At 43.8% G+C, this 20,408-nt stretch carries 21 protein-coding genes; 11 read left to right on the forward strand and 10 right to left on the reverse strand.

Features of this window, described 5'->3' with window-relative positions:
• The first annotated feature begins 12 nt into the window (after positions 1-12).
• On the forward strand, positions 13-918 hold the full coding sequence (locus tag G3569_RS14385) for a YihY/virulence factor BrkB family protein (RefSeq protein WP_165270404.1): 906 nt from the start codon (positions 13-15) through the stop codon (positions 916-918).
• 1 nt (position 919) lies between these two features.
• Positions 920-1,525: a DNA-3-methyladenine glycosylase gene (locus tag G3569_RS14390; RefSeq protein WP_165270406.1), complete on the forward strand. Its 606-nt coding sequence runs from the start codon at positions 920-922 to the stop codon at positions 1,523-1,525.
• Between the two features lie 57 nt (positions 1,526-1,582).
• Here the strand turns inward: G3569_RS14390 and G3569_RS14395 are convergent, their stop codons facing one another.
• Positions 1,583-2,089, reverse strand: coding sequence for a DUF4168 domain-containing protein (locus G3569_RS14395; protein ID WP_165270408.1), 507 nt, complete (start codon positions 2,087-2,089; stop codon positions 1,583-1,585).
• 230 nt (positions 2,090-2,319) lie between these two features.
• On the opposite strand from G3569_RS14395, the gene G3569_RS14400 reads away from it, so the two are divergent.
• The 9 genes from G3569_RS14400 to G3569_RS14440 all read left to right on the forward strand — a co-directional run bounded on the left by G3569_RS14400 (position 2,320) and on the right by G3569_RS14440 (position 9,875).
• Positions 2,320-2,946, forward strand: coding sequence for a YceI family protein (locus G3569_RS14400; protein WP_165270410.1), 627 nt, complete (start codon positions 2,320-2,322; stop codon positions 2,944-2,946).
• Between the two features lie 93 nt (positions 2,947-3,039).
• The gene (locus G3569_RS14405) at positions 3,040-3,987 is read left to right on the forward strand and encodes a cobalamin-binding protein (RefSeq protein WP_165270412.1); all 948 of its coding nucleotides are present in this window, start codon (positions 3,040-3,042) and stop codon (positions 3,985-3,987) included.
• On the forward strand, positions 3,984-4,706 hold the full coding sequence (locus G3569_RS14410) for an SDR family NAD(P)-dependent oxidoreductase (protein WP_165270414.1): 723 nt from the start codon (positions 3,984-3,986) through the stop codon (positions 4,704-4,706). The genes G3569_RS14405 and G3569_RS14410 overlap by 4 nt, the downstream gene beginning before the upstream one ends.
• A gap of 60 nt (positions 4,707-4,766) precedes the next feature.
• Positions 4,767-5,237 carry an NUDIX hydrolase gene (locus G3569_RS14415; RefSeq protein WP_165270416.1) on the forward strand — a complete coding sequence of 157 codons (471 nt, stop codon included), beginning with the start codon at positions 4,767-4,769 and terminating at the stop codon, positions 5,235-5,237.
• Positions 5,238-5,305: 68 nt separating this feature from the next.
• Positions 5,306-5,905 (forward strand): DJ-1/PfpI family protein, encoded by a 600-nt coding sequence (locus tag G3569_RS14420; protein ID WP_165270418.1) that lies wholly within the window; start codon positions 5,306-5,308, stop codon positions 5,903-5,905.
• Between the two features lie 260 nt (positions 5,906-6,165).
• Positions 6,166-7,305, forward strand: coding sequence for a PQQ-dependent sugar dehydrogenase (locus tag G3569_RS14425; protein WP_165270420.1), 1,140 nt, complete (start codon positions 6,166-6,168; stop codon positions 7,303-7,305).
• 13 nt (positions 7,306-7,318) lie between these two features.
• Positions 7,319-7,756 carry a DoxX family protein gene (locus G3569_RS14430; RefSeq protein ID WP_165270422.1) on the forward strand — a complete coding sequence of 146 codons (438 nt, stop codon included), beginning with the start codon at positions 7,319-7,321 and terminating at the stop codon, positions 7,754-7,756.
• A 26-nt stretch (positions 7,757-7,782) separates the two neighbouring features.
• Positions 7,783-8,775 (forward strand): zinc-dependent alcohol dehydrogenase family protein, encoded by a 993-nt coding sequence (locus G3569_RS14435; RefSeq protein WP_165270424.1) that lies wholly within the window; start codon positions 7,783-7,785, stop codon positions 8,773-8,775.
• A gap of 98 nt (positions 8,776-8,873) precedes the next feature.
• Positions 8,874-9,875, forward strand: coding sequence for an isocitrate/isopropylmalate dehydrogenase family protein (locus G3569_RS14440; protein ID WP_165270426.1), 1,002 nt, complete (start codon positions 8,874-8,876; stop codon positions 9,873-9,875).
• A gap of 40 nt (positions 9,876-9,915) precedes the next feature.
• Here the strand turns inward: G3569_RS14440 and G3569_RS14445 are convergent, their stop codons facing one another.
• From G3569_RS14445 to G3569_RS14485, 9 genes are all read right to left on the reverse strand, one after another.
• Positions 9,916-10,407, reverse strand: a complete 492-nt coding sequence (locus G3569_RS14445; RefSeq protein WP_165270428.1) for a metallophosphoesterase — start codon at positions 10,405-10,407, stop codon at positions 9,916-9,918.
• 137 nt (positions 10,408-10,544) lie between these two features.
• Positions 10,545-11,702, reverse strand: coding sequence for a tetratricopeptide repeat protein (locus tag G3569_RS14450; protein ID WP_165270430.1), 1,158 nt, complete (start codon positions 11,700-11,702; stop codon positions 10,545-10,547).
• Positions 11,703-11,738: 36 nt separating this feature from the next.
• The gene (locus tag G3569_RS14455) at positions 11,739-12,614 is read right to left on the reverse strand and encodes an alpha/beta hydrolase family protein (RefSeq protein ID WP_165270432.1); all 876 of its coding nucleotides are present in this window, start codon (positions 12,612-12,614) and stop codon (positions 11,739-11,741) included.
• Between the two features lie 65 nt (positions 12,615-12,679).
• On the reverse strand, positions 12,680-13,483 hold the full coding sequence (locus tag G3569_RS14460) for a pseudouridine synthase (RefSeq protein ID WP_165270434.1): 804 nt from the start codon (positions 13,481-13,483) through the stop codon (positions 12,680-12,682).
• Complete coding sequence (scpB, locus tag G3569_RS14465; protein WP_240894732.1) at positions 13,461-14,306, reverse strand: SMC-Scp complex subunit ScpB; 846 nt, start codon at positions 14,304-14,306, stop codon at positions 13,461-13,463. Before scpB ends, G3569_RS14460 begins: the two co-directional genes overlap by 23 nt.
• A 77-nt stretch (positions 14,307-14,383) precedes the next feature.
• Positions 14,384-15,337 (reverse strand): succinylglutamate desuccinylase/aspartoacylase domain-containing protein, encoded by a 954-nt coding sequence (locus tag G3569_RS14470; RefSeq protein WP_165270438.1) that lies wholly within the window; start codon positions 15,335-15,337, stop codon positions 14,384-14,386.
• Positions 15,327-17,273, reverse strand: a complete 1,947-nt coding sequence (locus G3569_RS14475) for a glutamate-cysteine ligase family protein (RefSeq protein WP_165270440.1) — start codon at positions 17,271-17,273, stop codon at positions 15,327-15,329. The genes G3569_RS14470 and G3569_RS14475 overlap by 11 nt, the downstream gene beginning before the upstream one ends.
• Positions 17,274-17,364: 91 nt before the next feature.
• Positions 17,365-19,800, reverse strand: coding sequence for a replication restart helicase PriA (gene priA, locus G3569_RS14480; RefSeq protein ID WP_165270442.1), 2,436 nt, complete (start codon positions 19,798-19,800; stop codon positions 17,365-17,367).
• Between the two features lie 164 nt (positions 19,801-19,964).
• Positions 19,965-20,387 carry a hypothetical protein gene (locus G3569_RS14485; RefSeq protein WP_165270444.1) on the reverse strand — a complete coding sequence of 141 codons (423 nt, stop codon included), beginning with the start codon at positions 20,385-20,387 and terminating at the stop codon, positions 19,965-19,967.
• Positions 20,388-20,408 lie beyond the last annotated feature (21 nt).

Genomic DNA, 20,408 nt, shown 5'->3' on the forward strand with positions numbered 1-20,408 from the left:
TATTCATTTATAGTGCAGAAGTATAAGAATTTCTGGCGGCTCATCGTAAAATTGATCAAAAAGAAAGATGTCTTTTTTAGTGCATCTGCAATTACATTTAATCTATTCATTTGTGCTATTCCCTTTATCCTTTTGATGATCTCAATTATCGGCTATGCCCTTTCCTACGAAGATGCGTTCGCAGAAATTACTCGTTACGGTCGCGAACTGTTTCCCAACTTCACCTATGAATCACAATCCGGTGATGTATATCGCGGTGCCATTACCCTGGAAACCCTGCTAAAACCACTCGTGGGAGCCCGACGCATTTTTGGTATTGTAGGTACAGTAATTCTGGTCTTCTTTTCACAGGGCTTTTTCCACACCCTCAAACACGTAGTATTTGATATTTTTGAATATGAGGATCGAAGGCATCCCATTCTCGAGATGGTATATAACTTCTTTACTTTTGGGTTAGTTGGAGGCGTATTTTTGTTCTTCAGCCTGATTATATCACTGCTATCCCTGGTTTCTATCAATCAAATTGACCTGCCCTTTACCGAAATGGTGATTAAACTTAGCTGGGTTTATGAATTCCTGAACGTTCTCATCCCTATCGTATTTACCTTTATTCTATTCTACACCATTTTTCGATATATCAGTGAAAAGCGCATGCAGCCTAAAGTTGCCCTACTGGCTGCCAGCATCTATACCCTGCTTTTTGAAGCAGCTAAATTAGGAGTTGGCTACTATCTGGAGTATGCCCTTAGTGCATACCGCTATTTTTACCAAGGATATACTATCTTAGTTATAATTGGAATATGGGCATTTTACTCTGCCGTTCTATTTGTTGTCAGTACTATTATAGCCCGATCCTACCAAGAACATTTTTTGGACCAACCATCCTTACCAGAAAATCCATATACGACTATCTCCTGATATGACGGGTCAAAAGCTTATCCCCTCATTTTATCGACGAGACGATGTTGTTACTGTTGCCAAAGAACTGGTAGGAAAAGTTCTGTGCACCTCTTTTGGTGATACAATAACGAGCGGTATCATAACAGAAACTGAAGCCTATTGTGGCCGGGGGGATCGTGCCTGCCATGCTAATGATGGCACCCGGACAGAGCGTACCGAAACGATGTATCAGAACGGTGGCATTGCATATGTATACCTGTGTTATGGCATTCACCACCTTTTTAATGTCGTTACCAACACAAAAGATAAAGCAGATGCCGTACTTATCCGAGCCATAAAACCGATGGATGGCATCGATACCATGTTAAAGCGACGGGGCTTTGAAAAATCCACACCCCCGCTGACAGCCGGTCCCGGTCGGCTTACTCAAGCTTTAAATATCAAAACAAACCACGATGCCACCTCTCTTCTCGGTGATAGCATCTGGATCGAAGACCGGGGCCTCTCCTTTCAACCAGATCAGTTGTGTGCAACAACCCGTGTTGGCGTTGGTTACGCCGGTGAAGATGCGCAACTTCCCTGGCGATTTTATCCCAGAGAAAGTTCATGGATAAGCAAGAAATAAAAAAGTCCACTTCTGCAAAAGCAAAAGTGGACTCATAAAACACTAAAAAGAAAAAGGTTACTTCTTCTTCATTGTATCCTGAGTAATCTTTTGAAAACGTTTCATTACCTCAGGGTTTGACTGTACAGCACGCATGATTACCTGGAATCGTTGTGGGTTAAGTCCACTTTCCTGAATGACAGACATCATCTGCTGCTGAGCGCCCTGTTGGACCTTCATTAACTTAGGCTGAATCTCTTTAATTGTTTGCTCCTCTTTAGGAGTAACATTTATAGAATCAGCTTTCTTATTACGCTTACTCATCATAATCTGCTGAAAACGCTGCTCATCCATCTCTTTATCTTCGAGTGCTGCCTTAACTTCAGACATCATCTTCTTTTGAATATCACCACGAACCTTTTGCATTTTTTGGTTGGCAGTAGCAAACTTCTTCAACTCTTTGTCAGAAATGCTGTCGGGCTGGGCAGTTTGCTGCTGCATCATCTGTTGTCCCTGTGCAAATGCCACACCTGCAACAAGAAAAAAGCCAAGAATGAATACTGCGGATCGTTTGAAAATCTTCATATAGTATATTTGGTAGTAAATTGCGATTAAATAAATCTATTCGGTAGTAGTCAAATGAATATATTGATTATTTGTTCCGATATAAAACGAATGAATCTCAGCTAAAACTGTTAATAGGCTCAAACTTGATGGAATACCGTAGGGCTATAAATTAATTCAACATTAAACTAAATTATTCTTTATCTTCATCTCATTCAAAATAATATTCCAACTATTAACCAATACACTTGATGAATTCTATTTTAAGAAATACAGTACTAACTTTTTTAATTGCTTCATTCTTTGTTATTACGGCTTTTACATCCATACATAACGGAGAGCCTACAAAAGCAACAAACTGGAAAATTGATGCCGCTCACAGCAGCGTTAGTTTTGAAATCACACACTTCTTTACGCCGATCAGCGGTAAGTTCCATGAATATTCTTCTGAAATCTATTTTGATCCTGATAATCTAACAGAAAGTAGCATTTCGGTCGATATCCAGGTAAACAGTGTTGATACCGACAAGAAGAAACGAGATGGGCACTTACAGTCTCCCGACTTTTTCAATGCTGAAAAATATCCGACAATGACTTTTAAGAGTAATAAGATTACCAGCAAAGGGGATAATACATTCATCGCACATGGTAAATTGACCATTAAAGATACGACCACAGACTTCAAACTTCCTTTTACATTACTGGGCATTCGTGACAACCCAATGCGCGAAAATACCAGGGTAGCAGGAATCAAATCTGATTTCACTCTCAACCGTACCGACTATGGTGTAGGAGTAGGCGACTGGGCAGCAACCGCTGTTGTCGGAGATGAAGTTGACGTTTCATTAGCTTTAGAACTGAACAGTTCTAAGAAATAGACTCTTTTTCATTAACTTTAGTGGCAGTTCGAAATTTCCGAACTGCCTTTTTTATGTTAAAGTACTAACCTTTATCACAGAATACCTGAAGTTATGCGTATCGTTTCTCTTTTACCCAGTACCACTGAGATTGTTGCTGCTCTCGGAAAAAGTGATCAACTTGTAGGGCGTTCCCATGAGTGTGATTTCCCCGAGGGGATTTCCGACCTTCCCGCTTGTACCGAACCCAAATTCAATCCCGATGGTACGAGCTACCAAATCGATCAGCGGGTAAAAGCATTACTACAAGAAGGACTATCGGTCTATCGGGTAGACCAAGAGAAATTAGAAGCACTAAAGCCGGATATTGTTATCACCCAAGATCATTGCGAGGTATGTGCAGTGTCTTTGGATGATGTCAAAGAGGCTGTTCGATCTTATGTGGGCGACCACGTGGAAGTGGTATCTGTTTCCCCTACTGATCTGTCTTCGGTAGTAGCATCCATACGAACAATTGCCGAAGCCATTGACGCATCGGACCAAGCCGAAATGGTGATGCAGAGTATGAAATCAGATCTTCAGCAGATCCAGCAAAAGACAGCTAAATTGCACCATCCCGATATCTTAGCTATCGAATGGCTGGACCCGTTTATGGCAGCCGGCAACTGGGTACCCGAGCTTATTCAGCTGGCAGGGGGTCGTCCCCTCGGTGCCGAAGCAGGCAAACATTCGCCATGGCTTGAATGGGAATCAATACGGCGGTGGAATCCCGATATCATAACTATAATTCCCTGTGGATACGATATTGAAGAGAGCCTGTCAGAACTTTCTAACCTTACCTCGCAGGATGGGTGGCAAGGCCTTGATGCTGTACGCAACAACCAGGTTTATGTAGCAGATGGGAATCAATATTTTAATCGCCCCGGACCCCGGCTGGTAGACTCTACTCGTATACTAGCGGAAATTATGCATCCCGGTTTCTTTAGCAAATCAAACTCCGATTCCTCGCGTTGGATAAACCTGGCGAAACATCAATTTCATCAAAGCATTAAAAAAATATGAGCAAGAAAATAGCCATTATCGGTGCAACATCAGGTATTGGCAAAGCCCTGGCAGAAGAACTCCATGCCCGCGGGCATACCATTGGTGCAACAGGACGTCGTGTTGAACGACTTGAATCATTAAAACAGAAGCTGGGTACCCGTATCCATACAGCCTACATGGATGTTACTGAGTTTGATGATGCCATTGACCAACTGGAATTATTAAAACAGCAGATGAATGGAATCGACAGCATCGTTCTCAATGCCGGTGTTTCCAACTTTCAAAAACGGGTGAGTCATGAGGGCGATATGCACGTAATTGATGTAAATGTCAGAGGGTTTGCCAACTTAGCTGCCTACAGCTACTCAATGTTCCACCGTCAGGACCATGGTCATATTATCGGCATCTCATCGGTGGCTTCGTTCTTTGGCTGGGGATTAAGTGCCCCTTACAGTGCATCAAAGGCATTTATGAATACCTACCTGCAGGGATACCGGCAGAAGGCGAATCACAGCGATGCCGATATCTCGGTAACCACTATCATACCGGGGTTTGTAGAATCCGAAATGACAGAGGGTAAACGGGGAATGTTTTGGATAGCTGACACAGACAAGGCTGCAACTCAAATTGCCGATGCTATCAAAAAGAAGAAACATCGTGCTTATATCACTAAGCGCTGGAGATTGGTAGCATGGCTCCTAAAAATCATCCCTCATTGGGTATGGAACAGAATGTAAATTCCCTATACCTTTTGGCTAAAGTATTTATTAATCCTGAAAACCAATTACCCCAACTACGTGTCCAAAACCAGCGCCGGTATCGTACTGTTTACTCGCAAGCCTCATCTCCAACTGTTACTGGCCCATCCCGGTGGCCCTTACTGGTGGAACAAAGATGAGGGAGCATGGTCTATTCCCAAAGGAGAAATCGAAGAAGGTGAGTCTGCCCTGGATGCGGCAAAAAGAGAATTTCAAGAAGAGCTCGGTTTTATCCCCGAGGGTGATTTCCTGGACCTGGGAACCGTCACTCAAAAAGGCGGAAAAACAGTACATGCATGGGCAGTAGAATATCAAATTCCCGATGACTTTATTTTTGCTCCCAACTATTTTGAGTTGGAATGGCCACCGGATTCCGGTAAAATTGAAGAGTTTCCAGAGATCGATCGCATTGAATATTTCGGACCTTTTGAAGCACGAAAAAAGATTAACCCTGCTCAACGTCCCTTTATCAGTCAACTTATTACTATTTGTAGCCAAGAAGAACGCTAGAATAGTAACAAAAGTTATAAACACATACAGCGCATTGTAATCATAAAGTAAACTATGAGGTAAACAAGATGTCAGGACAAAAATTATTAATGCTCGTCGGAGATTTTGGTGAAGATTATGAAATTATGGTCCCCTTTCAGGCCCTGCAGATGGTAGGTCATTCCGTTGATGCTGTCTGCCCCGGCAAAAAAGAAGGAGAGGTAGTTAAAACTGCAATTCACGATTTCGAAGGAGATCAAACCTATACCGAAAAACCAGGTCACAACTTTGCTCTCAATGCAACTTTTGATAACGTCGATCCTGCGGACTATGACGGATTGGTCGTCGCCGGGGGACGAGCCCCGGAGTACCTGCGCCTTGAAGATGGCGTCTTAAATCTGGTGCAGCATTTCTTCGAGAAAGAGAAACCAGTAGCTGCTATCTGTCACGGACTTCAAATCCTTTCAGCAGCAGATGTTATCAATGGAAAAACGCTTACAGCCTATCCCGCCTGCGGGCCTGAAATGGAAGCAGCCGGAGCCAATTTCAAAGAGGTAGAACCAACCGAAGTTGTAGTTGATGGCAACTTGGTAACTTCGCCAGCCTGGCCGGGCCACCCAAAATGGCTTTCTGCTTTTCTTGATGTTCTGGGAACTAAAATCACCCATCTAGAAAAGGCCACTGCCTAATATTACGAATCTAAGAGCGGGGAGGATATCACTCCCCGCTTTTAATATTTGCACCCCACCTTAAAGAGCGTATCTAACATACCCTCCCCTAGCTTTGTTCCCCGATAGTATCAAGAGCCACACCGGATTTTTAGTTTCACAAACTATTTATTTACAATTATTTAAATAAGAAACAGCCCTCCTCATTCGATATTAATAATAAAGGATTGTATCATGATTGATACTTAAATAATAAACAGGCGGATAAATATGGTTTCCTTATGAAATCACATGCGGTTGCAATCATTGTATATTTTCTATCTACTTTACTTCTACTGCAGTGGCTATCAGGGTGTTCTCCCCAAAACAAGAGCCAACAAATTACAGAAAAACTGGATGCCCCATCCGGTTTTACAGTAGATATCTTTGCTGCAGATGTCCCCAATGCCCGTCAACTTGCCCTTGGGGCAGAAGGTACCGTCTATGCCGGCAGTCGTAATGCCGGAAAGGTGTATGCTATCACCGATAAGAATAAAGATTTTAAGGCTGACAGCGTCTTTGTGATAGCTGATAATTTACGACTCCCCAGTGGTATAGCCTATCGAAACGGCGATCTTTATATCGGGGCTGTTAGTAAAATTCTGAAACTTGACAGTATCGATTCGCAACTTCACAACCCTCCCGAACCAACACTCATAACGAACCGCTACCCGACAGAAGGGCATCACGGCTGGAAGTTCATCGACTTTGGACCGGATGGCAAACTCTATGTACCCGTTGGTGCTCCTTGTAATATCTGCAATCCTGATAAAGATATTTTTGCCAGCATTAGCCGGATTAATCCCGATGGTACCGGCCGAGAAATTATCGCTCACGGCGTACGCAATACCGTGGGCTTCGACTGGCATCCCCAAACAGGGAATCTCTGGTTCACCGATAATGGTCGCGACTGGTTAGGTGATAACCGTCCGCCTTGCGAGCTCAACAACCTGTCTGAAAAAGGCCAACATTTCGGTTACCCTTACATTCATGGAAATGATATCAAAGACCCGGAGTTTGGCACATTAGCCGAACAAATAGATACCGAATTCACGGCCCCGGCCCAGGAGCTTGGACCACATGTTGCTCCCCTGGGAATGATCTTCTATACCGGGGATATGTTACCCAACTCCTACAAAAACCAAATACTGATCGCTGAACACGGAAGTTGGAACAGAAGTGAAAAAATTGGGTATCGTATAACGAAGGTTATGCTCAAAGATGGAAAAGCCACCTCCTATCAAACCTTCATCGATGGTTGGTTGCAACGGGGCGAAGCAGTTTGGGGACGACCGGTAGACCTGCTTCAACTTTCCGATGGCTCTGTTTTAATTTCCGATGACCATAGTGGCACCATTTATCGCGTTACTTATAATTCATAATTTATAAAATTGTATGCTCAATAAACGTAAAAGAAATGAATTTCGAGATGTCGGATTACTAATACTTCGTATCGGTCTTGGTATCATGTTTATTATACATGGTTATCCCAAAATGTTTGGCGGACCTGAAGTGTGGTCAGAAATTGGAACAGCTGTCCAATATCTCGGTATTGATTTTGCCCCCATGTTTTTTGGGTTTATGGCAGGGGTTACTGAGTTTTTTGGAGGCATTTTCTTGATACTGGGTCTCTTTTTTAGCCCAACTGTATTTTTCCTGTTGGTTGTGATGCTTGTTGCTGCCGCTCAACACCTAGGAGCCGGAGACAGCTTTGCCAGCTATTCACACAGTATAGAAATGGGCGTCGTTTTTCTGAGTCTCATTTTCATTGGTCCGGGAACATACAGCCTTGATAAAAAACTCCAGGAAAAAAGGCGCCACCATCGCTATTAATTCTTAACCATTAGTACCAGCCGACAATGCAAGCAATGGTCTTACATACCGTTTGGGAACCCCTTGAGCTGAGAGAAGTACCCACGCCCCAGCCCAATGAAAATCAACTTCTTCTTCAAGTAAAAAGCTGTGGCATCTGCCGCACAGATCTGCATATTGTAGATGGCGAACTTGATAACCCTGACCTGCCACTTATTCTGGGTCATCAGGTAGTAGGCATCGTTGAAGAAACAGGAGATTCTGTTTCGGGATTTTCCAAAGGTGATAAAGTAGGAGTACCCTGGCTTGGCTATACCTGCGGCCATTGTGAATTTTGCCGTGCCGGTCAAGAAAACCTCTGCGATAATGCCCGATTTACCGGTTACAATATCAATGGTGGATTTGCTGAATATACCGTTGCCGATGCTCACTTCTGTTTCCCCATCCCTGATGAATACCCCGCCTTGCAAGCAGCGCCCCTGCTATGTGCCGGCCTTATCGGTTATCGATCACTGCGCAAAACAGGGAATGCCCAGACACTTGGCTTTTATGGATTTGGGTCAGCGGCCCATATTCTAACACAGGTGAGCTTATACCAGCAAAAAGAAATATACGCCTTTACCAAGCCCGGCGATACAGAGGGGCAAGATTTTGCCCGCTCTCTAGGTGCCGTTTGGGCGGGGGGATCTGATACTCTGCCTCCCAAAAAATTAGATGCTGCTATCATCTTCGCTCCTGTGGGTCCGCTGGTACCTCAAGCACTTAAAGCGGTAAAAAAAGGAGGAAAAGTAGTATGCGCCGGTATTCACATGAGTGATATTCCCAGTTTCCCTTATAGCGATCTGTGGGAAGAACGCTCTATAGAATCTGTTGCCAACCTTAGCCGGCAAGATGGGCTCGACTTTATGGAACTCGCCCCAAAAATTCCTGTTAAATCGAACGTAACCACCTACCCGCTAACTAAAGCAAATGAGGCCCTGAACGACCTGCGTGACGGAAACTTTGAAGGCTCTGCTGTACTGGAGATCAACTTAGACTGACTCCTATCCCAAAAAACTGCTGACATCACGCAGTATTATTTGTATATTTCGGGACTCTGCAAAATATTTTTGAAACCTCTCTAAATGTACTCCTCCACATGCATGATATAGTTTTAATTCCCGGAGACGGAATTGGTCCCGAAATCACTAAATCTGTAACAACCATCTTTGATGAGGCAGGTGCCGACATCAACTGGATAGAACATATTGCCGGTCTTACCGCCCAAGAAGAGCTAGGCAACCCCTTGCCCGACGAAACTATTGAGGCGATAGAGAAGCATCGTATCGCCTTAAAGGGACCTTTGACGACCCCAGTGGGTGCCGGCTTCCGATCTGTTAATGTTGCTATGCGAAAAAAGTTTGCGCTGTATAGCAATATTCGCCCTGCCAAAACCTTGCCCCATATTCACAGCCGATTTGAAGATGTTGATCTGGTCATGTTCCGTGAAAATACCGAAGGACTCTACATCGGTAAAGAACAATGGGTTGAAGAAGACAGCCACGCCGAAAGCATTGCGGTTGTTACCCGGGATGCCAGTGAAAAAGTAGTGCGTGCTGCCTTTGAGTATGCTAAAAACAAAGGGCGTGACAAGGTTACGCTCGTTCATAAAGCTAATATTCTAAAGTATACCTGTGGTCTCTTTATGGAAGTTGGCGAAGAGATTGCCAAAGATTATCCCGATATTGAGTATGAAGATCTTATCGTAGATAATATGGCCATGCAGATGGTTATGCGTCCTGAGCAATTTGACGTGATTGTAACCACCAATCTTTTTGGAGATATCCTCTCTGACTTGGCATCGGGCCTTGTTGGCGGACTTGGTCTTACCGGGGCAGCTAATATCGGAGACGATGCTGCAATGTTTGAAGCAGTACACGGTTCTGCACCTGATATCGCCGGCCAAAATAAAGCAAACCCCATTGCATTCTTGCTCTCTGGGTTAATGCTCTTAGATCACATTGATGAAAACAAATTGGCTGACCGCATCAGGCAAGCTGTTTACTATACACTGGAAGACAAATCTGTCTGTACTCCCGATATTGGAGGCAGCGGAACAACCGAAACCTTTACTGAGGCTGTTTGTAATAACCTACAATAAAGCATTTCTAAACAGGATGGAGATGTACAAGCGTATATCTCTATCCTGTTAATTCTTTAAAGTCTACCTTCATTGTCTCGGTATCAACCAGTGCGATGGTTGCTTCACCTCCGAAACCGTGCACGGTACCCGGATTTATGGCAAGAGTATCGTTAATGATTTTTGCCTTCTTCTTATGGGTATGCCCCGATACCACAATATCATAACGCCCACACTCTTCAAGAGCTGTTGTGATAGGAAGATCAGTACCATGATACAGAGCTATCCGTTCCTCGTTTAGTTCCAGCTCTCCAAAGCTTCCCATATGCTCAGCTCCAATATCCTTGAACTTTTCTATCAACAAATAGTGGTCTCCGTCATTATTACCAAAAACTCCTTTCAACGGTAAGCCCTCGAAAGGAGGAATCGTAAAAGGACTACAAAAATCACCGGAATGTAACACTAAATCGACATTCTCCTCTTTAAAAATATGTACTGCCTGCTCTATATGGGGCACGTGATCATGGGAGTCTGATAATAAGCCTAATAACATAGCATCTTAGTTTGAACTTTGTGTGAGAATAAAAGGGTAATTTAATTAGCGAATATCAGCACAATACGCAATAACATTAATATGCTTTATAAGCTTATAACAATCACTGTTACTTTATCATAAGTATATAAGCAAACTTAGTTCCCTATTTGTTCTAATAAATCCTCAGATCGGTCTTTATACTTATTATCTATGCCCGCTCTGCTTACTTTTTTCAGATAGCTTTTGGCCGCATTGACATTATTTTGCTTGTAGAGCAACTTACCAGCAAGGTAGCCGGCAGCTGTATAAAAAGATCGCTCCGTGGAGTTAGGTAACTCGGTACTTGCAGCAAAAGCTTCTTTATATGCTTCAATTGCTTGCTCCCTTTCATCTTTCTTTTCAAAAATCCGCCCTTTCCATGTCAGAAGCTCTTCCTCCATCACCTCAAAATGTGGAAGCTCTCTTTCTTTCCAGCGATTCAAAATCTCGTTAATAGCGGTAAACGCCTCATTATACCGACCTTGCTTGTAATAACTCTTTATTAATATCCGTGCATAGTAATTATTATCGGGATATTTGTTATACAGTTCTTCGAATTCTCGAACAGCAATTTTGTACTTTTTCTCGTAGTTATAGTTGATATTTCCCAAAAAGTAGGTAGCTTCCGCCCGTGCAAATATTGCTTCATCCGAAGCTTCTCTAATAAGCTGCAGCCCCCTTGTTTTATCCCCCGAGGGTAATGCCCAAGAAACAGTTTTAACAATGGGGTACGCTTCCGGCAGATAAGCGGTATAATAAAGTTTGAGTCCCTCGGCCAGTTTTAAATCTGCAAGATCGGGCTGTTTCTGCTTCAGGTATTGATGGGCCTTCATCGCTTTACGACCATACCGCATACTGGTCACCCAGTTACTGCGATTGGCATTATGGCGAGCCAGGTAACCATTACTGATTGCCCTTATTATTAAACCGTCGGCATGTGAGGGGTGCTTGTAAAGTAGTTTACCGGCTTGGTAATCCACCCTCTTCATAATATTAATAAATCGTTCGTCATGTGCAGTATCCTGCAGGTCAGAAAGGACCTTCCACCAGTATTTCATCCCCTCCAGTAGCGTCCATATAGGATGTTCGGGATACACTTTCTTCCATGGGGCAAGTCGACTATCGGCCCCATCAAAATTAAAATTGTAAATAGAATCTACAGCTGCTTTTGCATCGGGATGGAATTCGGGATCGTTAATAAGTTCCGGCACCTGACCAGAAGTAGAAACAGTTACACTTACAAGAAGTGTAATAAGAAAAATAAATCGACGCATTATAGCTTTTTCTTCATTAACCGACCGGCTGTTCAATTATTGCAGATGCTTTTGGAACCAAGCAGTAGTATAGTCCAATGCCTGCTGAAATGCTTCCGGAAATTCATCCTCATCAAACGGATGAGCGGTATCAAAAGTATGTCCGGAATCCTCAATAAGTTTCAGGTCTTTATGATCAGAAGCGCAATTCCTATACAACTGTTCGGCATTATCATAGGAGGCTGCCTCATCACCTTTGGAATGAATAAACAGAGCCGGTATGGTCAGCTCACGGGCACGCTTTACAGCCATCAACCGATCCGCATTTTCCAGGGCATCCTTGTAAACCACATCCTTAACCGGCATAACCTGGCCGGTGCGACCATTCATAATTTCGGTTACTCCCTTATTTTCCCAGTCAGATATCATATCCTCACTCCAACGGGCATTATAATCGGCTACTGCCGACCACGTAACAACGGATGCGACCTCGGCATATTCCGCTGCGGCAGCCACTGCAGTATGTCCCCCCCGGGAGTGACCTAGTAATCCTATACTACCGGTATCAACACTGGAACCCGCTGGAAAAACCTGTTCATTGTGTATAGCAGAGATCATCGATCGCACATCTTCCAGATCCTGGCTCAATGTTTCGCGGGCAAATAGATCCAGCTGGTCAAACTCAGTCATACTTTCGCCCACTCCATTCAGCGAAAAGTTCATTGCTGCCACTGCAAAACCGGCTTCACTTATGGCAGCGCAAGCTTCGGGGAATGCCCCCCAGTCTTTAAATCCCTTAAAGCCGTGCAAAAAAATAACTACCGGCAAAGGCTCTGCCCCACTGTTCGGAGGCAGATAACAATCATAATAAATTGGAAGTCCTTCGTTTGAAGAAACAGAACCCGATTCTTTTGTAATTGTTGATGAACTCATTGCTCTCAAATATTAAATTGCTCTTCTTCATTTATTTACATTCAGCAAACAGCGAAAACCTCTTTTTAGGTAAAATTAAGAGGATCAAGTTTTACCATTTTTCGGAGTGCATTAATTTCTTTTCTTCTGAGGTAACGCCAACGACTCATTTTTACATCCTTCAACGTAAGCCCTGCATACTCAACACGTTTTAACTTTGTAACTTCCGAATCAAAATATTCGACCATTCGGCGAACCAACCGGTTACGTCCCTCAAAAATGGACATCACAAAACCATCGGGCGTTCGACTTATCTTATGCGCTTTGGCCGGTCCATCTTCCAGCTCAATACCTTCTGCCAGCTGCTGGATCTGATCATCTTTGAGACCGGGCAATGTTTCAACCTCATACGTCTTTCGCACCTGGTAACTGGGATGCATCAGGCGGTTAGCAAGGTCTCCATCATTGGTCAACAATAGCAACCCCATAGTATGGCGATCGAGCCGCCCTACCGGGTATACACGCTTGCCGGTGGCATCTTCAATCTTATCCATCACGGTATCACGGCCACGCGGGTCGTCCGTAGTTGTTATCGTGTCTTTGGGTTTGTTGAGTAAGATATAAACAAACTTCTCCAGGCTGAGTGTTTGCCCTTCTACCACTACCTCATCTGTCCGGCGCACCTTAACACCCATCTGTGTGACTACTTCACCATTAACTTTCACTTTACCGGCAGCAATGTAATCATCCGCTTTTCTCCGTGATGTAAAGCCACAGTGTGCGATATACTTATTCAGCCGGATCAGTTCATCCTTGTCATAATTCTGTTCAGCCTGGTGTAAGGGTTCGTTTTTATTACCAGATGGTCTATTCTTCTTCTTTCGACTCATGATCTACCTGTTCTTCCGTTTCATTAGTTTCATCTTCTGATTCTTCTTCACCTTCATCGTCATCATCCAGTAAAAGTTCTTCTGCTGTGTATTCTTCCAAATTGGGGATTTCAACTTCATCTTCATCAATCTTCTCTACGGCTTCGATTAGTGAGAGAGCCGTTTCAGCCGTATCGTCATCCTCGACCTTATCCTGAAGCTCTTTGAGTTCCAATTGACGATCAAAAAGGAACTGGCGATGTTCCGCCATATCATCATCTTTCAGGATTTCTTCAATCTCACGCGGCTTGGGCAATTCATCAATACTGTTGATGCCAAAGTGCTTTAAAAAATATTTTGTGGTTCGGTAAAGCAATGGCTTACCCGGAGCATCTAGCCGTCCAGAGACTTCAATAAGGACTTTCTCTAGCAACTGGCGTAGAATATAGCCGGAATCAACACCACGAATATCATCAACCTCAGGCTTTGTTACCGGTTGTTTGTAGGCTACAATAGCCAACGTTTCAATAGCAGACTGCGAGAGTTTTCGGTACGCATTCTCATGCTGAAAAATACTCAGCCAAGGCTCGTATCGTTTTTTAGTGGCAAAAGTATAGCCTCCTGCCACGTAATCAATTCTAAATGCCAAGCCATTTTCTTCGTACCGCTGATTCAGCTTATCTACAAATGGCTCAATCGCATCCGTTTCAAGCCCCAGATTCTCTTCCCCTTTGGCAATAATTTCACAAATCTTTTCCTCCGAAATCGGTTCCGGACTGGCAAAAATAAGAGATTCAATCACCGATGATAGGCGGGTACCGTCAACAAATTGGTAATCTTCCATAACCTTTTCTAATTGATGGGAATTCACTTCTTTGGCTTGTAACCCAATCCAAGCGCACATTAAAATAACAAAAAAAGTTAACTCTCGTGCTCTTTGATAATAAAGAATCCATCGTTACCCTGACTCTGATACAGGGGCATGAGAATGTAACCGTCGCAACGTGCGACAATTTTTCCTTCCTTATCTGATGCAAGCCACTCACCTTTCTTTACCGGCTGGAAATTTTTGTAACCCGGCTGCATCCTAAACTCATCACCGGATTCAATAATATGCTGATAAACCAGCTCGGTTTCCACCGGCAGGTATTTGGTGTGCGAGCGCATATGCTTTTCATACTTCTTTATTTGATCCACATATTGCTGTTCAATACAACCCACCGCCTGCAACAGTAACATCAGTGAAGCAGTCGTATTATACTCTGTTAACTGGTGCCTGTGCTGACCACCTTCCAATCCAAAAGAGACAAAGCCCTGCTTTTGATAATAACCGAGAGCGGTACCCAGCAATGACTCTTCAATCCCAAAAACCATAGGTACATGAAGCTTTGATAATAGCTTCCGCTGCTTGGGATCTGAGCTGGTAATAGTAAACATCCATCCATCAGCAGAAAAGGTGTGGACATCAGCCAATATCACGGGTCCGTTGGTCCTGTTTTCAATGTTATCAAGAATTCTTAATAACCGCTTCATCTCCACTCGTTCGCTAGAGCCCAACTCTTTTTCCGGCGTCTCCCGAACTTCACTGATAACCGAGGGAAACCAGATACGATTCATATCCTCATCGATATAGCGCATATTCTGTTCCAACGCACTGATATTAGCACGCAACCCCAGCAAATGTCCATCGATAGGCGGTTCTATACCATGGAGCGTTCCAATAACATTTTTCACGGCCTCAACTCCGGCGCGCTCATTGCCATGCATGCCAGCCAAGACTACCACAGTAGGACCATCCGGGTCCCCTTCAACAGCACCTATGATTCGTTTATTGATATCTTCTGTTTTTACTTTTGCTACGCTACTATTGTTCATCAGAGTTGTTGTTCGAATGTAGTACTTTAAGCAACCGCCCTGTTATTGCCATATAATTCTGTTCTGTTATAATGCCTACCAGTCGATTATTTTTAACCACCGGAAGACAACCAATTTGTTGGCTCTCCATAATATCCATAGCCTCCATAATCGAAGCTTCCGGATGAATGGTAATAGGATTCGTGATCATGATATCTTCTACCGATTTAACCACATCTTCCTCATGATTCACTGATTTACTGTAGGCGTTAAAAATCATCCGCATGGTAACCAATCCTACCAGCTGTTTTTTGTCATCCTCTACCGGAACATAACGGATACGCCGCCAATCCATCAGGTTGGCCGTAAATTCCAGGATATCATCCTTTTGAACGGTAAACAGATCGGTGGTCATAAATTCTTCCACAATCAAATTGGAAGGCTGCCAATGTTCCAGGTCTTCCATCCGGGCCCGGCCCCATTTATGCACGGGCTCTCCTTTCTTTTGATTCTTGATCATGGCCGTGGTAATAGCAGCAAGCGTCTGTTCCTTGGATTGGTTTTCCTTCTTGAGCGTGGCGTAGTTATTCAGCATCCAATATGAGGGCGTTTGGCCTGACTCTACGCGCTTCTCAATAATCTCAAGATAGCCAGTTATGTCATCATCATCAATATCCACTTTTTCCAACCCCTCGCGGGCAATGGGCAGCAGCTCTTCGGTAATAAGATCTACGGCATTAATTCGCTGATCATCAAACCACCGAAACTTGGTATCCAATCCCAACTTCGATGCTGCTACAAAATTCATCCGTGCATCATCAAAATCCATTTTCTCTGATACATCAGGATAGTAATCATCCATCTTATTCATCAATCCCAACCAAAAAGCCGAATTGGCAATTTCATCCGTTACCGTTGGGCCCGAGGGAAATACCCTGTTCTCAATACGCAGATGTGCTTTACCATCAATGACTCCATAACAAGGACGATTCCATCGATATACCGTACCGTTATGTACCTGTAGTGCTTTAAGAGCCGGAGGGGTCCCTTCATCCAGCATCTTCCCCACATCTTCGGTAACCTCCGAACTGAGCATCACCCGATAGCGCGCCGTATCTTCCTGGAAGATCTCGAGAATACTCTCTTTCACCCATTCATTACCAAACGTCACGCGCGGACTACTTTCTCTGAGATGATCCCCTACCGTTCGTGTATCCACCGATTGTTGAAAAAGGGCGATACGCGTTTCATTCCACAAGCGCTTTCCAAACAGGATGGGCGAGCCCACCGTACTTGCCAATACCGGGGCCGTTATAAGCTGAGATATATTATATTTGGGCACAAATTCTTCGGGGGTTACCTGCAGGTGCACCTGGAATGCGGTATTACAGGCCTCTAACAAAGGGGAATCAAACTTCATTAGCAGTTCATCCATCCCCTGTATCCGGAGATCAAAATCCTCACTTCGCAACGACATTATTGCTTCCGAAAGTGCCCGATACCGCTGTAGAGGCGTCATATTTTTCAGATCCACATCCATCTTTCGGATCGTTGGCAAAATGCCGGTCAGTAATATCTCTCCCCCGAGCTCTTCGGTTACTTCCCGGGCCTGGTCTACCTTCTTCTGTAAATTCTCCTCCATCCGGGACAGGCAATCGCCCTTAAACTCAAGAGGCTTCAGGTTAATCTCCAGGTTAAACTTGGCAAACTCGGTGGTAAAATCTCCGGCATCATCAGCACTCAACTTTTCCATGATCTCCATAGAACGAGGCCACGCCTTTGCTTGCTGATCTACCAAACAGAGCTCCTGCTCGGCCCCTATCCTGATTGTATCTGACTCAAACCAGTCCCCTTCATCCAGCATTCGATCCAGTGCTCGTAAATCTTTGAGCACATACTTCATAAAGCGCTGCACTTCTTCTTGGCTGTCGGCTAACTTTACCCGTGATTCACCCATAAGTATCTAATTAAGTTATTGATACCTTAGTTATGCCTGTAATAATCGAATTAATTATACAGAATGCAAGTCCCTAGCATTCCATTACTCATTATTCCAAAGCATCTACATTTACGTTGATGCGTATTGAACTTGCCCCCTTGGGCTTATGTTGGTCATAATGATCAAAAGTAGCATCAACAAGTCGTTCAATAGCTGTAGCCCCATTATCCGGTGAAATTTTAATAAAGGTCTCCCATCTGTAATGGTTTTGCATTTTAGCAATTGCAGCAGGCGAAGGACCCAGTACGGCTTCTGATTTCCCTAATGTTGTAATAAGACTTTCAGTAAACGCCTCAGCAACCTTTTGTACTAACCATTCCTTTTTCCCTTTAAAAGCAAAGCGAATAATTCTGGAGTATGGAGGATATTGCAACATTTTTCGATAAGCCAGCTCTTGGCGTGCGAATGACTTAAAATCGTGCTCTTGTGCTGCCTGTATAGCCGGATGATCGGGCTGCCAGGTCTGAAAATATACTTTGCCGGCTTTGCCTGCCCGTCCCGAACGTCCTGCTACCTGGCTCAGCAGTTGATACATCCGTTCCCCGGATCTAAAAGATGGAAATGCCAGTTCCGTATCCGCATCTATCACTCCCACTACCGTAACATCGGGAAAATCCAATCCCTTGCCCACAATCTGTGTGCCCACCAATATATCGGCTTCCTTACGCCCAAAAGCTTTTAATATGTTGGCATGTGCATCCTTCCCCGAGGTAGTATCAAAATCCATGCGCAGCGTCTCCGCATTGGGGAAGAGGTCAGCCACTTCTTCTTCCAGCTGTTGCGTTCCGCTCCCTTGTGGGACCACCGATTCATTACCACATTCCCTGCAATGACGCGGCTGGTATTGCGAATAACCACAATAGTGGCAACGCAATTGTTTTTTGGATTTATGAAATGTGAGGCTGACCGAGCAGTTGGGGCACTCCGGGATATCCCCACATGTTTCGCACTGGATATATGATGAAAAGCCCCTCCTATTATATAAGAATATAGCTTGCTCTCCCCGTTCTACCGCTTCCTTTGTTGCCTCAAACAGGGGTATCGTGACAGGCCCTTTCATAGCGGAACGATACTGCTTCAGGTCAAGTACCTCAACTTCTGGCATCGATGCTTCAAACGGGCGTTCCGTTAATGTTAACAGTGTACTCTTCTCTTTCTTTGCCCCATGCAGGGTAACCATACTGGGTGTAGCAGATCCCATTACCGCTACAGCATCGTTAATATGGGCACGCATAATAGCTACATCTCTGCCATGATAGCGCGGAGCCGGATCTTCCTGTTTATAGGATGAGTCGTGCTCCTCGTCAATTATGATAATTCCCAGATTCTGAATAGGTGCAAAAACGGCCGATCGTGCACCGATTGCTATGCGTTTTTCCCCTTTTTGTAATGCTCTCCAAGCATCATAGCGCTCACGATTGGTTAACCGGCTGTGCAGTACCGCTATTTCATCCCCAAAAATAGTATAAAACCGTTTCACAATTTGGGGAGTCAATCCGATTTCAGGCACCAATACCAATCCGCCTTTGCCCTGCTCAAGCGCCTTTTTCAATGCATGGATATACACCTCTGTTTTGCCGCTTCCCGTTACCCCAAAGAGTAAAAAATTTGCAAACGCATCCCTATCCAGGGCAGATTCAATTTCTGCAAAAGCATCGAGCTGCTCATCATTTAACGTATTTATTTGAGTCGGATCATGATCCAGCTTTAAACTAATGTTATTGGCCTCTACTTCTTTCGCTTCTATTAATTCCTCTTTTGCAATACGCTGCAGCGTATAATGTTCTAGCAGTTCATGAGTTGTAAGCTCTTTTTGAAATTCCGGCAGGCCAAGCTCTGTAAGAAGTTCCAGCGCTTGAATCCATTTATAAAACTTATCGGACTCTTTATGCTCACTAATAAATTCATGGATCTCTTTAACAGATAACTTATCAGTCCAGCTCCATAGCTTGTCGGTCCTGGGGTCCATCTTAGTTACAGGCTCTTCACGAATTTCTAGTAGTTTCTGACCTACCAATTTATCAATAACCTTGTCGCCCCATCTTTTTTGGGCTTCCTTTAACTGGTAGGAACTCTGTCCAGTTATTTCTTCAATAATCTCCTTTTCGTGGTCATCCAAATAATCAGGCACCGCTTCTGTTACTGCTCGTAAATATTTTTCAGCATAAAAATTAAGTCCCAGAGGAAGAGCGGCCTGAATTGCCTCGCCCCATCCACAGTAATAAAACCGATAGATCCAACGTGTAAGCTGTAGCATTTCTTGGGATAGTACCGGCTTTTCATCCAATACCTGCTGTACATTACGAGTGTTAAACTCCGGTTCCTTGTTATGGATGTTGACAATCATCCCGATTGCCTTATGCTTTTGCAGGGGCACCCATACTCTCTTACCCACCTGGGCTTTTTCCAGGAGATCTGCGGGTAAGCTATAAGTGAATGGCTGTCGGACAGCAGTAGCGAAAACGATATCAGCGTAAGTAGACAATGCGTAATAACAATATGGAAATGATTAACTATTGCTGCACAGCATATCCATTTTGTTGATGTGAATCAATCATAAATAGAGCTTACTCTATTTACTGTTTAAAATAAAAAAACCCCTTCCGCAGTGGAAGGGGCTAAACTGAGATATTTGTATGATAGCTATCCCTAAATACCTGCTGATTCGTTGGATTGACGGAAGGCCTTAATTGTTATAGACCCTTGATACTCACCATCATCAACAGATATCGTAGTAGTAGTCGTATCTGACCCAGTTGCGTTACCAAAGGTAACATCAATGTATTCTCCATCTCGATATACTGAGTCTTTACTCGCACTTCCTTCTACCGTCCAAGAGTAATCCTTTTTTATTGTAAAGGCTCTTGAATAATAAGATTTGGTAACCGGAACTACATCATTAGTATCTGCAGTTGTTGTATCCTGAGGGATTGCTACTTCTACAGGCCCCATGATATTAAGACTTTCACCGGGTTCCCAATCATAGCTTTCTTCACCTGCTACGTCACACGCTTGGAAAAAGCCTACTATGACCAAACATATAATAAATAATGTTAATGAATTGCTTCGCATAATTATGATATTTTAAATTTC

This window comes from Fodinibius halophilus (genome assembly GCF_011059105.1).
Lineage (GTDB): Bacteria > Bacteroidota > Rhodothermia > Balneolales > Balneolaceae > Fodinibius > Fodinibius halophilus.

Coding starts and splice junctions, on each gene's coding strand:
- G3569_RS14390 (WP_165270406.1), top strand. CDS start 920: ATGACGGGTCAAAAGCTTATCCCCTCATTTTATCGACGAGACGATGTT.
- G3569_RS14395 (WP_165270408.1), bottom strand. CDS start 2,089: ATGAAGATTTTCAAACGATCCGCAGTATTCATTCTTGGCTTTTTTCTT.
- G3569_RS14400 (WP_165270410.1), top strand. CDS start 2,320: ATGAATTCTATTTTAAGAAATACAGTACTAACTTTTTTAATTGCTTCA.
- G3569_RS14405 (WP_165270412.1), top strand. CDS start 3,040: ATGCGTATCGTTTCTCTTTTACCCAGTACCACTGAGATTGTTGCTGCT.
- G3569_RS14410 (WP_165270414.1), top strand. CDS start 3,984: ATGAGCAAGAAAATAGCCATTATCGGTGCAACATCAGGTATTGGCAAA.
- G3569_RS14420 (WP_165270418.1), top strand. CDS start 5,306: ATGTCAGGACAAAAATTATTAATGCTCGTCGGAGATTTTGGTGAAGAT.
- G3569_RS14425 (WP_165270420.1), top strand. CDS start 6,166: ATGAAATCACATGCGGTTGCAATCATTGTATATTTTCTATCTACTTTA.
- G3569_RS14430 (WP_165270422.1), top strand. CDS start 7,319: ATGCTCAATAAACGTAAAAGAAATGAATTTCGAGATGTCGGATTACTA.
- G3569_RS14435 (WP_165270424.1), top strand. CDS start 7,783: ATGCAAGCAATGGTCTTACATACCGTTTGGGAACCCCTTGAGCTGAGA.
- G3569_RS14440 (WP_165270426.1), top strand. CDS start 8,874: ATGCATGATATAGTTTTAATTCCCGGAGACGGAATTGGTCCCGAAATC.
- G3569_RS14445 (WP_165270428.1), bottom strand. CDS start 10,407: ATGTTATTAGGCTTATTATCAGACTCCCATGATCACGTGCCCCATATA.
- G3569_RS14450 (WP_165270430.1), bottom strand. CDS start 11,702: ATGCGTCGATTTATTTTTCTTATTACACTTCTTGTAAGTGTAACTGTT.
- G3569_RS14455 (WP_165270432.1), bottom strand. CDS start 12,614: ATGAGTTCATCAACAATTACAAAAGAATCGGGTTCTGTTTCTTCAAAC.
- G3569_RS14460 (WP_165270434.1), bottom strand. CDS start 13,483: ATGAGTCGAAAGAAGAAGAATAGACCATCTGGTAATAAAAACGAACCC.
- scpB (WP_240894732.1), bottom strand. CDS start 14,306: ATGGAAGATTACCAATTTGTTGACGGTACCCGCCTATCATCGGTGATT.
- G3569_RS14470 (WP_165270438.1), bottom strand. CDS start 15,337: ATGAACAATAGTAGCGTAGCAAAAGTAAAAACAGAAGATATCAATAAA.
- G3569_RS14475 (WP_165270440.1), bottom strand. CDS start 17,273: ATGGGTGAATCACGGGTAAAGTTAGCCGACAGCCAAGAAGAAGTGCAG.
- G3569_RS14485 (WP_165270444.1), bottom strand. CDS start 20,387: ATGCGAAGCAATTCATTAACATTATTTATTATATGTTTGGTCATAGTA.